Source organism: uncultured Dokdonia sp., assembly GCF_947492535.1.
Lineage (GTDB): Bacteria > Bacteroidota > Bacteroidia > Flavobacteriales > Flavobacteriaceae > Dokdonia.
Genome location: NZ_CANLNH010000001.1, coordinates 121,748 through 135,269, shown reverse-complemented (window position 1 = coordinate 135,269; position 13,522 = coordinate 121,748). Strand labels below are relative to the sequence as shown.

Annotated in this window: 13 protein-coding genes; 8 read left to right on the top strand and 5 right to left on the bottom strand. The window is 34.6% G+C overall.

The annotated features are described in order from the left end of the window. Positions 1 to 25 precede the first annotated feature (25 nt). The 4 genes from Q1A60_RS00550 to Q1A60_RS00535 form a co-directional block, all read right to left on the bottom strand. Positions 26 to 1,570 carry a G-D-S-L family lipolytic protein gene (locus tag Q1A60_RS00550; RefSeq protein WP_299762883.1) on the bottom strand — a complete coding sequence of 515 codons (1,545 nt, stop codon included), beginning with the start codon at positions 1,568 to 1,570 and terminating at the stop codon, positions 26 to 28. 13 nt (positions 1,571 to 1,583) lie between these two features. After that, positions 1,584 to 2,867: an outer membrane protein transport protein gene (locus tag Q1A60_RS00545; RefSeq protein WP_299762881.1), complete on the bottom strand. Its 1,284-nt coding sequence runs from the start codon at positions 2,865 to 2,867 to the stop codon at positions 1,584 to 1,586. 130 nt (positions 2,868 to 2,997) lie between these two features. After that, complete coding sequence (locus Q1A60_RS00540) at positions 2,998 to 3,765, bottom strand: alpha/beta fold hydrolase (RefSeq protein WP_299762879.1); 768 nt, start codon at positions 3,763 to 3,765, stop codon at positions 2,998 to 3,000. After that, the gene (locus Q1A60_RS00535; protein WP_299762877.1) at positions 3,765 to 4,478 is read right to left on the bottom strand and encodes a pyridoxine 5'-phosphate synthase; all 714 of its coding nucleotides are present in this window, start codon (positions 4,476 to 4,478) and stop codon (positions 3,765 to 3,767) included. The genes Q1A60_RS00540 and Q1A60_RS00535 overlap by 1 nt, the downstream gene beginning before the upstream one ends. 79 nt (positions 4,479 to 4,557) lie before the next feature. On the opposite strand from Q1A60_RS00535, the gene Q1A60_RS00530 reads away from it, so the two are divergent. The 8 genes from Q1A60_RS00530 to murI all read left to right on the top strand — a co-directional run bounded on the left by Q1A60_RS00530 (position 4,558) and on the right by murI (position 12,779). Next, complete coding sequence (locus Q1A60_RS00530) at positions 4,558 to 5,214, top strand: CBS domain-containing protein (RefSeq protein WP_299762875.1); 657 nt, start codon at positions 4,558 to 4,560, stop codon at positions 5,212 to 5,214. Between the two features lie 3 nt (positions 5,215 to 5,217). Further along, positions 5,218 to 6,102: an NAD kinase gene (locus Q1A60_RS00525; protein ID WP_299762873.1), complete on the top strand. Its 885-nt coding sequence runs from the start codon at positions 5,218 to 5,220 to the stop codon at positions 6,100 to 6,102. 156 nt (positions 6,103 to 6,258) lie between these two features. Beyond that, the gene (locus Q1A60_RS00520; protein ID WP_299762871.1) at positions 6,259 to 6,942 is read left to right on the top strand and encodes a DUF6089 family protein; all 684 of its coding nucleotides are present in this window, start codon (positions 6,259 to 6,261) and stop codon (positions 6,940 to 6,942) included. Between the two features lie 7 nt (positions 6,943 to 6,949). Continuing rightward, the gene (locus Q1A60_RS00515; RefSeq protein ID WP_299763770.1) at positions 6,950 to 7,690 is read left to right on the top strand and encodes an isoprenyl transferase; all 741 of its coding nucleotides are present in this window, start codon (positions 6,950 to 6,952) and stop codon (positions 7,688 to 7,690) included. Continuing rightward, entirely contained in the window at positions 7,623 to 10,286 is a 2,664-nt protein-coding gene (locus Q1A60_RS00510; RefSeq protein WP_299762869.1) for a POTRA domain-containing protein, read from the top strand. The genes Q1A60_RS00515 and Q1A60_RS00510 overlap by 68 nt, the downstream gene beginning before the upstream one ends. Positions 10,287 to 10,324: 38 nt before the next feature. Next, positions 10,325 to 11,323 (top strand): OmpH family outer membrane protein, encoded by a 999-nt coding sequence (locus Q1A60_RS00505; RefSeq protein ID WP_299762867.1) that lies wholly within the window; start codon positions 10,325 to 10,327, stop codon positions 11,321 to 11,323. Positions 11,324 to 11,363: 40 nt separating this feature from the next. Then, positions 11,364 to 11,879, top strand: a complete 516-nt coding sequence (locus Q1A60_RS00500) for an OmpH family outer membrane protein (RefSeq protein WP_299762865.1) — start codon at positions 11,364 to 11,366, stop codon at positions 11,877 to 11,879. 54 nt (positions 11,880 to 11,933) lie between these two features. After that, positions 11,934 to 12,779, top strand: a complete 846-nt coding sequence (gene murI, locus Q1A60_RS00495; RefSeq protein ID WP_299762863.1) for a glutamate racemase — start codon at positions 11,934 to 11,936, stop codon at positions 12,777 to 12,779. A gap of 3 nt (positions 12,780 to 12,782) precedes the next feature. On the opposite strand, the gene Q1A60_RS00490 is transcribed toward murI, so the two are convergent. After that, a complete protein-coding gene (locus tag Q1A60_RS00490; RefSeq protein ID WP_299762861.1) occupies positions 12,783 to 13,520 on the bottom strand; it encodes a LytTR family DNA-binding domain-containing protein in 738 nt (245 codons plus the stop codon). Positions 13,521 to 13,522: the final 2 nt, after the last annotated feature.

Below are 13,522 nucleotides of genomic sequence, written 5' to 3'. Positions count from 1 at the left end.
AATCTTATAGATAATAGACTGTCATTTAGTCATTACTTATTGTTACTGTTGCAAAATTACCAATATCTACACCTGGGATATTAGAACCATATCTTGCATTAATTGCATCTAGAAGTACATTTGCTGTAAATGCATACCCTCTAGGCGTTGGATGTACTCCATCAAGAGAGAAACCTCCTCCTGTTACAAAGGTAGAAGTCAGCGTACCACCATTAAATGTTACACCGCCATTAGCTACTTGTTGTAACGCTGAACGTGCATCTGCAAACGCAAGTCCATTAGCAGCTGCCAATGCTTGGATTGTAGTATTATATGCATTTTGTGCTACTGTTACTCTAGCTTGCTCTGCTGTTGTTAATACAAACTGATCTGCAAGAGGTACAGAAACTCCATTAATTAATGTAGGATCATTATTTATTGTTGTACCTAATATTCCTGCCGCAGTAAGTGGAAGTATATCATTTCCATTTGCCTGACGTAACTGTCCTAATAAATTTGCTGTTGCAGGATCAAGATTAGCTGGAGGCCCTTGAAGAATAGCACTTACATCTGTAAGATCATCATCTGTAATAATTGGAAAGTTTACTCCTTCTTCAAAATTAATAGCACGTGAAGCAGCCTCTTCTGCTGTAATCACTCCAAAGTTAACTAGCGTTGGAAGTACTACATCATTATACAATGCAAAATTACTATTTAAAAATGCAGCTGTTGGTGCATCTAAAGGAATAGATTGTGTTGGAACTGTCGTAAAAAATGGAATAGATGTTACATCTGGAATATTTACAAGTACTCCATCTGATCCGTTAGCTACTAATGCATCTACCATTTGAGAATATGCACCTGCAAATACCATAGGATCTGTAATGTCGCTACCTCCATATGTAGAAGGATCAAAATTACCTGTTTGATCTACTCCAGAACCTCCTGAAGTAGCATATCCTAAAATATCATTATTTCCTATCCATAGAGAAAAGAAAGAAGGGTTTTGAGAAACTGCATCTCCAATTACAGTTGCATCTGGAGAAGAAGCGAATCTTACAAAGTAAGGGTTTGCGCTTACTGGCATTGTTGTTAAACCTCCTATGTTACCATATCCTGGGAACAATAAATCAAAACTTCTTGCGCCTGGTACACCTACATTATTGAAAGGTCCAGAAAGAATATTAGAAACTTCTGTTGTTGGTGTTTGATTTATGATTGCAGGTCCTGGATTACCTTGCTCATCTGTAGCTAATACAAAACGAGGGTTAAATCCTGGTATTGGATTTCCTCCTAAAAGTAACCCTCCTATATTATCATTCATAAGTGGCTGTGTAAATGTACCACCTCCAGCAAGCGAAAATTGCTCTGCCATGATATTTGGATAAGAATCTTCTTGTCCTGTGATATATAAGGTTCCATCTGCAAATCCTGCAGTAAGAGAATTCCCTATAGATACATAGTTAGAGAAATCTGCTTCTCCACTAGTATAAAATTCATTTTCATCAATTGGGTTATCAAATTCTGGCTCACAAGCCACAAACCCAAATCCTATTGCAAGAACTGATATATATTTTATATAATTTTTCATCGCTGTTTTTTATTTAAAGTTTATAACTTATCCCGATACCTGGTGAAAATACACTTGACTTATAAGTTCCTCTAAAAGGAGCTGTTTGCCCGTTAGTTTCAGTAAAGAAATCATAAGAAGCATCTATCTCTTCAAAACGTAGATATAAGAAAGAAGCATCAATAGCAAATTTCTCATTTATGTTATAAGTAAATCCTGTTGTAAATCCGTGAGAATCGTTACGAGGCGTTTCTGGTGCAAAAAACCCTGATTGCACTGGAGATTCATCAAAGTAGTATCCTAATCTAAGATCTAACTTACTAGAAGGAGAATATTGTGCTCCAAAACGATACGTGCTTGCATTTTTATAATTACGTGGATTTAGTGATTGTAATGCTACAGATCCATCTGCATTTAAGAAATCAATATCAAGAGATTCATATGCACTCCACTCTGCATAGTTATAATCAAAAGCAAATAACCATTTTTCATTAGGCTTATAAGATAATCCTACGGTCCACTCTGCTGGTAATGGTAATGATGCTGTAAAATCAAATGTCCCGTTTGGAACTGGAGCAAGTGGTGAGTTAGGTACATTTGCAAATGTAGCCTCTCCATCTCCTGCTTCTACCTCAACATCAATTAATGAACGATAGTTGAATCCTAGTTTCCATTTATCTTCGTTATCAAGGTTTAATAATGCTCCTACAGACCATCCAAATTCTAAAATACCACTAGCATCTAATGTTACGTTAGATCTGTTTCCGTCTAAATCTGTTAAGTTTCTACTTAGATTACGGTTAAATTCTACACCTCCTATCGCTAAGATAGGTCCTCCACCAATACTAAATCTATCTTTTACAACTTCCCAAGAGAATAATGGTTGTACATAGATTGCTTGTAACTCTATATTATTAACAAGGTGTGACCCTGCCCAATCTGTTGGATACTCTACAGTACTTCCGTAAGGAGTATATACAGCTAATCCTAAAGCAAAATTTTCACTCACTTTATAACTCCCATAAAGATATACTGGTGTTCCAACATTATCTTCTGTTGATGCTGAATCTCCAAATTGTGCATTTTGATATGCCACTTCTGCAAACACTCCAAATCCTCCCGCAGAAAGATTGATTTTATTTTCCAGATGAACTAACCCAGCTGGGTTAAAAAACGCTAGTTCTGCATTATTCACTACCGCAACTCCTGTATGACCCATAGCCAACGACCTGTTTCCCTGAAGACTTACACGGTATCCACCAGCATAAGTAACAGCACAAACAAGTATAAGTACGAATACACTTACTACTTTTTTCATAATTTAATTTAGGTTAAGATTTTATTATTGTTTTCTTAAAAGAAAGCAAGCAAAAATAGGATATTTTTAAGTTTTTACAATTTATTAACACACTTTATTATGCATACATAGTAAAATTTTAAGAGAAATCTCATAAAAATGCCATTACTTCCTTATAAAATTGGGTTGGATTCTCGGCATGCAACCAATGTCCTACATTTGGAATTGTTTTTAATTCTGCTTTCGCGAAAGCGGAAAAAATAGCACCCTCATCTTCTTTTTGAATATAATTTGAATTGCCCCCTCTTAAAAATAACGCAGGTTTTTCGAAATATGAATTTACGGGTAATGCCTCTCCAATTTGTTCAATATTCTGAATTAAAACTGGTAAATTCACTCTAAGCCCTAAAACCCCTTTGTCTACCCAATAAAGATTTTTCAATAAAAATTGGCGTACGCCTACCTCATTAATATAGTGTGACAAAAATGCATCTGCTTCTTTTCTCCCTTTTAACGCTTCTTTATTAGTAGACAAAGCTTCTAGTCCTTCTAATATAGTCTGATGATGTTGTGGATAAAACTTTGGCGCTATATCTGCTACAATTAATTTTGACATGAGTTCTGGATACATTACAGCAAAAAGCATGGCTGTTTTGCCTCCCATAGAATGCCCAATCAAATCAATAGAAGGCAATTCTTTTTCTTCGCAATATTTTTTAAGATCATTAGCCATTAACTCATAACTAAACGCATCACTATGAAAACTACGTCCGTGATTACGTTGATCTACAAGATGCACTTCAAATCCCTGTCCTGCAAATTGTTTAGCAAGTGTTTTCCAGTTATCACCCATTCCGAGAAAGCCGTGTAAAATAATGAGTGGCTTCCCTTCTCCTAGTATGTTAGAGTGTACTATCATTAGCTTAGTTTTTTAAGATATGATGCAATTACAGTTTCAAACCCATAGTATAACGCTTCAGACACTAATGCATGTCCTATAGATACTTCTAATAAATTTGGGATACTATTCTTAAAGTATTCAATGTTTTCTAACGAAAGGTCATGTCCTGCATTTATACCAAGTTCTAGCTCATTGGCAACCAAAGCGCTATCTATATATGGTCGAACAGCCGTTTCTTTATCTGAAGGGTATAGCTTTGCATAACCTTCTGTATAAAGCTCTATGCGATCTGTTCCTGTTGCCTTAGCACCTTCTATCATTTCTTGCACTGGATCTACAAATATAGAAGTACGGATGCCTTGATTTTTAAACTCTGTGATTACCTCTTGAAGAAATGACTTATGCTTTATCGTATCCCATCCAGCATCACTAGTAATGGCATCAACCGCATCTGGCACTAATGTCACTTGCGTTGGCTTCACTTCTAATACAAGATCTATAAATTTCTGAACAGGATTTCCTTCTATATTAAATTCTGTAGTCACTATTTTTTTTAAATCCCGAGCATCTTGATATCGTATATGTCGCTCGTCTGGCCTTGGATGAATTGTAATACCTTGCGCCCCAAATTTCTCAAGATCAACAGAAACATTTGCGACATTAGGTACATTACCACCACGTGCATTACGAAGTGTTGCTATCTTATTTACGTTTACACTTAATTTTGTCATTATAAATATGGTATAAATTTTGAACACAAAAATACAAAGACGCTAACGCTAGCCGAGTTATTTTTCATTATTTTGCACTATGAGTATTACAGATTTTATAATTAACGATATTAAACCAGTCGCTGAGACAGCTTCTATAGGGGAAGTACAGACTATCTTTAGTCAAACAACACACTCTCATGTTCCTATACACAGGGGTTCAGTATATGTGGGGTGTCTCGCCGAAAATGACACGCATTGTTATGATTCTAATTGTAAGATTTCTGACTATACACATGCATATGAGCATTTTTTTGTGAGATATGAGACCAATTGGTTAGATATATTAGAAACATTTGCTCAAAACAGCGCTAACATCATGCCCGTACTTGATGAAAATAACAGTTACATAGGGTATTATGAACTAGCAGATGTTATGAACTTTTTCAATAATACGCCGTTTATAAGTGAGCCAGGAAGTGTTGTCATTATAGAAAAAGGTATACAGGATTATTCTTTTAGTGAAATAAGTCAAATTGTAGAGTCTAATGACGGAAAAATATGGGGTGGATTTATTTCTAAAATAGAAAATGATGTTGCTCAAATTTCAATAAAAATAGGACGTTCTAATTTCAATGACATTTTGGCTGCATTTAGAAGATATAGTTATAATGTTATTTCCAGCCATCAAGAAGATACATTTATCAAAGACTTAAGAGAACGTTCTCAGTATTTAGAAAAATATCTTAATATATAATTCATGAAGATAGGTATTTACGGCCAATTTTATCATCAAGAGGCTGCACGTTATGTGCAAGAACTTTTGGATATTTTAGATAAAAAGAAGATTGAAGTTATTATTGAAAAGAATTTTCTTGATTTAATTCATGAGCATGATGCTATTGACAAAAACTATAGACATTTTAGCACTTTTGAAGAGTTAGATACTAGTTATGATTTATTTTTTAGCATTGGAGGAGATGGCACCATACTAAAAACTGCGACATACATAAGAGACCTCAATATTCCTATTGTAGGTATTAATACGGGAAGGCTGGGCTTTCTAGCAACCATTAAAAAACAAGAAATTGCTACTTCGATAGAAAAAATTCTTGCTGGTAATTATACGTTATCACAACGAAGTTTATTGCAAGTTATGACCAGCCAAGATACAAATGTCTTTGGGGAAATAAATTTTGCATTAAATGAAATTGTTGTGAGTCGTAAGAATACGACATCGATGATTTCTATATCTACGCACTTAAATGGCGAATCTCTCACAAATTATTGGGCAGATGGACTAATAGTCTCTACACCTACTGGATCTACTGGGTATTCCTTGAGTTGTGGCGGACCAGTTATCACACCGCATACTTCCAGTTTGATTCTTACACCTATAGCTCCTCACAACTTAAATGCAAGGCCTCTTGTGATTCCTGATGACACTACAATTACATTAAAAGTATCAGGTAGAGAAAAACAGCATTTGATTTCATTAGACTCAAGAATTGCTACACTAGAAAATGAAACCATTATTACCCTAAAGAAAGCCCCTTTCACAATAAGTCTTATTAATTTAGAAGGAGAAAGCTTTTTAAAAACCTTACGTGAAAAGCTATTATGGGGAGAAGATAAACGCAACTAGGCAATAATTTGGAATAAACATTGTTAACTCTGTGTGTAGTTTAGATATATTTTATAGTCCTTATCATTTAAAAAGAAGGCATCTCATAGATCATTATTTTGATAGAATAGTATCTACCCGCACATTATTGTTATATTTGCAAACTTTTACAGCTATATGAGGTATTTGACGATTGTAATAATCGCCATGTTTTTAGGCTTTAACTCTCAAGCACAAACTTATGAAGTAGGTTTGTATGCTGGAGGGTCAAATTTTATAGGAGATGTTGGATCAACAAGTTACATTGCTCCAAACTCCCCTGTTATAGGTGGTATTTTTAAATGGAATCGCAGTAAGCGACACTCTTTTAGATTTACTGCGCTTTTTACACAATTAGAAAGTGCAGACTCACAAAGTGATGAATCAAGGAGACAGCTTAGAGGATATTCTTTTAAAAATAGTGTAAAAGAAGTTTCATTAGGTCTAGAATATACATTCTGGGATTTTGATATGTTTAATGATAGAAATCCTTCTACGCCCTATTTATATACGGGGTTTACATATTTTAATCACGATGAGCTAGCCCTAAATGGCAACAATGTTCAGAAAACTGGTACTGCTTGGGATTTTGCAATCCCAATGGTTCTAGGGTATAAAGCTGTTATTGGTACAAAATTTATTCTTGCATTTGAAATAGGTGCAAGGTATACGCTTACAGATAACCTAGATGGCAGTGCTCCTGACGATGATGCTAATGGAACATTACGTTTTGGAAATATAAACAATGATGATTGGTATATGTTTACAGGATTCACCTTAACTTATACCTTTGGGCGCAAACCATGTTTTTGTGCCTTCTAATAATGAGATGGACTTTTTAGATCAAATTAATCTCGAGAAATTACCACGCCATATCGCTGTGATCATGGACGGTAATGGACGATGGGCAAAAAAACAAGGACTACTGCGAGCTGCTGGACACAAAAGAGGCACTCAAGCGGTAAGAGAAACTGTTGAAGGATGTGCCGAAATGGGAGTAGAGCATCTAACACTTTACGCTTTTTCTACAGAAAACTGGAATCGCCCAAAAAAAGAAGTAGATACCTTAATGAATCTACTTGTTTCATCTTTAAAGAAAGAAATCAATACACTTCAAAAAAACGACGTCTCATTAAGAACAATAGGGAATACTGAATCATTACCTAAAAAGGCGCAAAAAGAATTAAAAGAAGTTATACATCAAACTAAAGATAACAAAAGATTAAGAGTTACACTAGCCTTAAGCTATGGAGCTCGTGAAGAAATTCTTAAAACCGTAAAAGAAATAAGCGTTAAAGTTAAAAATAACATAATTTCGCCCGATGAGATTGATGAGTCTTATATTAATAAGCATCTTTACACCCACGACATGCCAGATGTTGATTTACTTATAAGAACTAGCGGAGAGCAACGTGTTAGTAATTTTTTATTATGGCAAATAGCATATGCAGAGTTTTACTTTACAGAAGTATTATGGCCAGATTTTAAGAAAAAGGATTTACATGAAGCTATTTACAATTACCAGAAAAGAGAACGAAGATTTGGAAAGACAAGTGAACAAATTCAATAACTTAATAAATCAAAGCTTGATATTAAAAAAAATTACTTTTGTACTACTATTATTTACAGCTGTAATCGCGCAAGCTCAGAGGGATTTACCCCTAGATCCAGAAGTTAAGTATGAGATCGGTAATATTACAGTAACTGGTACTTCTACGTACAACGAAAACACTGTAATTACCTTTACAGGTTTACGTGTAGGAGAGCGTATATACCTACCTGGAGAAAAAATAAGTAATGTTATTAAAAACCTATGGAAACTAGAATTGTTTTCAGACATCAATTTATATGTTACAGATATAAGAGGTGATGTTGTAGATCTTCAACTAGACATTCAAGAAGTTCCAGAATTAAACGAGATAAAGTTTAAAGGAATTAAAGAAAAGAAGGGAAACACTTTTGTTAAAGACAATGGCTTAAACAAAGGGGCTAAGGTTACAGAAAACTTAGTAACTACCACAAAAAATTATATAGAGAACACGTATAAGAAAAAAGGATATTACAATGCCAAAACGCTTATAAATGTAATTCCGAAAGAAGATACTGTATCAAAAAACAAAGTCAATATGCTCGTAAATATTGACAGAGGGTCGCGTGTAAAAGTTGACGAAATCATTTTTGAAGGAAGTGAAAAAATCAAAAGTAAAAAGCTAAGACGTGCTATGAAAAATACGAAGAGAAAAAATCCTTTTCGTTTTTATAAGCGATCTAAATATATAGAATCAGATTACGAAGACGATAAAAAATCTATTATAGACAAGTACAAAGAAAATGGATATCGTGATGCTCGTATTGTATCTGATACTATCATCAAAAATGATGATGATGGCATTTCATTAAAAATTGCTGTCGAAGAAGGTAAAAAATACTATATAGGTGATATTGATTTTATTGGTAATACTGTATTTTCTGACGCACAACTTTTAAGACAATTAGTTTTAAAGAAAGGAGATGTATACAATGGGGTATTATTGAAAGAGCGTATTCAAAAAGAAGGAGACCCTGATGCTGACGATCTTGCCAACTTATATCAAAATAATGGGTATTTATTCTCTAATATTAATGCAGTAGAAACTGGCGTTGAAAATGACACCATCAATTTTGAAATTCGTATTTCTGAAGGGAAGTTAGCTTATTTCAATAGAGTTGAGGTAAAAGGAAATGACAAGACAAAAGATAAAGTAATCTACAGAGAACTACTTACGAGACCAGGTCAACAGTATAGTAAGCAAGCTGTAGTATCTACTATTAGACAGTTAGGACAGCTTGGATTTTTTGATCCACAGCAACTTACTCCAGAATTTAAAAACTTTGATCAAATAGGAGGTACTGTAGATTTAGAATATAATGTAGTTGAACAAGGAGCTAGCCAGATAGAATTACAAGGTGGTTTTGGTGGTGGTGGTTTTGTTGGAACCTTAGGACTATCCTTTAACAACTTCTCCATACAAAACATCTTTAAAAAAGAAGCATATAAACCATTACCAATGGGTGATGGACAACGCTTTTCATTAAGAGCTCAAGCGAGTCAGTTTTTCCAAACATATAGTATATCACTTACAGACCCTTGGTTTGGAGGCAAAAAACCAGTACAGCTATCTGTATCATTATCTCATACCATACAATTCCAATTTAACAACTTAGCTACGAGTGCTAGAGATCGTGTAAATAGAGATAGTAGAAATATTATTACTGGAGGTTCTATTGGTATAGCAAAAGTTCTAAACTGGCCAGATCCAAGATTTACTTTATCACACGCTATTAGTTACCAAAACTTTAATCTTAAGAATTTTAATACAGGATTATTTACGTTTGGAAATGGATCTTCTGTAAACTTAGGATATACTATTGGTCTTAGCAGAAATAATACTTCCACAAACCCTATTTTCCCGACTAGTGGTTCCCGATGGAATCTTACCGCAAAATTAACGCCTCCATACTCATTATTTAATAATACAGATTATGAAGCACTAGCAGCAGACAGAGAAGTTGCGGTAGAAAATCAAGATTCAGATGCATTAGCAGAGATAGATCAAGAACGTTTCAACTTTTTAGAATTTTACAAAATTAAATTTGACGGAAAGTGGTACACAAGCCTTCCAGGTAAATTTGTTTTACAATCTAATGTTGAATTTGGATGGCTAGGTGCTTATAATAATGATAGAGGTATCCCTCCATTTGAGCGCTTTTTCTTAGGAGGAGATGGACTAGGAGGGTTTGCATTAGATGGTCGTGAGATCATTCGTTTAAGAGGATATCCTAACCAATCTGTAACTCCTTTAGATAGAGGAGCTGCTACAACAGCAAACAATAATGATGGTGCTACTATTTACAATAAATTTAGTTTAGAATTACGTTATCCAGTAACATTTAGCCAAGCTGCAACCATTTATACACTAGCTTTTATAGAAGGAGGAGCAACTTATGACAATTTTAGAGATTATAATCCGTTTCAATTGAATAGATCTGCTGGTGCAGGAATTCGTATATTTATGCCTGCCTTTGGATTATTGGGGCTTGATTTTGGATATGGATTCGATCCTATACCTGGGCTAATACAGCCAAACGGATGGGAAACGCACTTTATCATAGGACAGCAGTTTTAATTTTGGCACGATTATTTCTAACGCTATTATAACCAAATATGAAAACAAAAGTTTTTTTCTTTTTTGCATCACTTTTTTTAGTAAGCCTTGTTGCGCAGGCACAACGTGGTATCCGTGTAGGCTATATAAACATGGACTACATACTTGAAAATGTACCTGAATATCAAGAAGCATCTTCGCAATTAGACTCTAAGGTTAAAAAATGGAAGAGTGAAATCGAAAAAAAGATAGGAGAGATAGAGGAAATGAAAAAGCAATTACAAAATGAACGTGTATTGCTTACAAAAGAATTGATAGAAGAGCGTGAAGAAGAGATCACTTATGAAGAAGAGCAGATTTTTGAATATCAACAAAAACGTTTTGGACCCGAAGGAGATTTGGCTATTCAAAAACGTCAATTAATAGAGCCTATACAAGATCAAGTTTTTAATGCCGTACAAGAAATTTCTAAAAACAAGAAATACGATGTTGTTTTAACAAAGAAAGAAGCAGGTGTACTTTATGTGGCAGATCGTCTTGATATGAGTGATCAAGTATTAAGAAGTATTACTAGATCTGCAAAACGTAAACAAATAAATAGTAAGAAAGAAGAAAAATCTTTTGATAGAGACGAAGCAAAAACAGTAGAACAAGATAAAGCGACACAAGCACGTCAGAAAGCAATAGACGACAAGAAAGCAGAAAGAGAAGCCTTAATAGAGGAAAAAGCAAAACAACGTGAAGAAGAAAAAGAAGCACGTAACAAAGCATTTGAAGAAAGAAGACAGCGTATCCTTGCTGAGCGTCAAAAAAAGAAAGATTCGATTGCTGCTGTGAAAGCTGCTGCTAGAGAAAAATCAGGGAGACCAGCCCCTTTGACAGCAGAAGAAAAGAAAGCAAGACAAGAAAAAATATTAGCAGAGCGTCAAAAAAGAAAAGATTCTATTTTACAGGCACGTAAAGCAAGAAAAGATTCTATTACAGCTGCTCGTAAAAACAAAGCAAACAACCTTCCAAAACCTCCTGAAGAAGATGATAATGGAGAAGGAGGTATTTAATAACCCTTTTTATAATAACACTTAACTTAATTAGATTACAATGAAACACATTAAAAAAGTATTCGTAGCCATAGCTCTAGTAATAGGAATGACTAGTGTAATGCAAGCTCAAGATTCAAAAATTGCGCACATTAATACACAGGCATTAGTGGAAGCAATGCCAAGTTATGTAGCTGCTAATGCTGAGCTTGAAAAAGCACAAAAATCGTATCAAGCTCAGTTAACAGAAATGAAAACTGAACTTCAGAAAACATCTGAAAGATATGGTCGTGAAGTAAACGAGCAAACTGACGAGACTAATCTTGCACGTCAAAAAGAAGTACAAGAGACATTACAGCAAATTAATACCTATGAGCAAAATGCATACACAAAGCTTCGTCAGCAAGAGCAAGAGTTATTAAAGCCTATCCTTGAAAAGGCTCGTGTAACGATTCAAAAAGTAGCTAGAGCAAAAGGATACCAGTTTGTTCTTGATTCTACGCCTGGTGCTGCTGGTGTAATCATGGCAGATGGTTATGACCTTATGGCTGATGTAAAAGCAGATTTAGGCATCTAAACACATTACTTATAATTTCGCTTAAAGCGAAAGTTTATAAAAACTGCCTTCAAAATGAAGGCAGTTTTTTATTTTAGACCTATGCAAAAAAAGCAATACATCGGTGTGTTTGATAGTGGAATAGGAGGCATTTCTATCTGGAAAGAAATTGTTCAATTACTCCCTTTAGAGTCAACCGTTTATTTAGCCGATAGCAAATATGCCCCTTATGGAGGAAAATCTCAAGAAGAGATCACACATCTATGCATTAAAAACACAGAAACACTCCTCAAACTAGGCGCTAAGATCATTGTTGTTGCTTGTAATACAGCTACTACAAATGCTATCGACTATTTAAGAGCAAATTACGATGTTCCTTTTATTGGAATAGAACCAGCGATTAAACCTGCTGCATTACAATCTAAAAATAAGAGTATTGCTATTCTAGCGACTAAAGGAACCTTAAACAGTCGTTTATTTTCTACCACTTCAAAACGCTACGCACAAGAAATTAATACCATAGAAGTGATAGGCACGGGCCTCGTTCCTTTAATTGAACAAGGAAAAATAGATAGTACACAAACAAGAGCGTTACTTGCTACCTATTTAGCGCCTATGATAGAAGCAAATATTGACTATTTAGTTTTGGGTTGCAGTCATTACCCATTTTTACTACCTATTTTAAAAGAACTACTACCAAGTCAAGTTACTATCATTGATTCAGGAGAAGCGGTCGCAAAACAGACTAAAACCATATTAGAGCAAAAGCAAATGATACGCACAGAGATTGTTCAATCTATAAAGCATCATATCTACTCTAATAAAACTATTGACGTACTTGAAGATTGTATTATACGCTTTCGCGAAAGCGGACTAATCCCTGAAAAAATAGCCATTGAGGTTTCTTATAAAGACTTTTAACTTTTACTTAAAATACGCCAGTAAATTGGCTTTTTGAGAAGCGGAAACCATCACTTCTTTGCCTGTACTCAAAACAACAGTACCGCCTTTTCCTTTTCTATACCCAGTTACTTCATTGATATTAATCAAATACGATTTATGTACTCGTACAAAGCCGAAATCTACCAAGGCATCTTGAAAATATTTAAGTGTTTTACTTACTAGTTTTTTACCGCCACTGGTTAAGAATATTTGGGTATAATTATCGTCTGCTTGGCAATATAAAATAGATGATGCTTCTAGAACCTCAAATCCATCTTGAACAGGAATTGTAATCTTCCCTTGCTTATCTGCATTAAAAGCCGTGAGTACTTTATCTTCTAAATCATTTTCTTTTTCTTTAATTTGAATCACATAATCTACCGCTTTAATAAGCTCATCAATAGACACTGGTTTTAACAAATAATAAGAGGCATGTGTATTAAGTGCTTCAATAGCATATTGATTATAGGCAGTTACAAAGACTGTTTCAAAACTACGATCTCCCACTTGTTCTAATAGGTCAAAAGCATTTCCATGTGGCATTTCCACGTCTAAAAAAACGAGATCTAATGTATGATTACGTATCAAAGCAAGTCCTTCTTCTATATTTGATGCCTCCCCTACAAGCTCAATCTTTGGACAATATTTTTGAAGATAATTACGCAGAATTTCTCTACTCATTTCTTCATCTTCTACTATGATGGTTTTAAGCTTTAGCATGA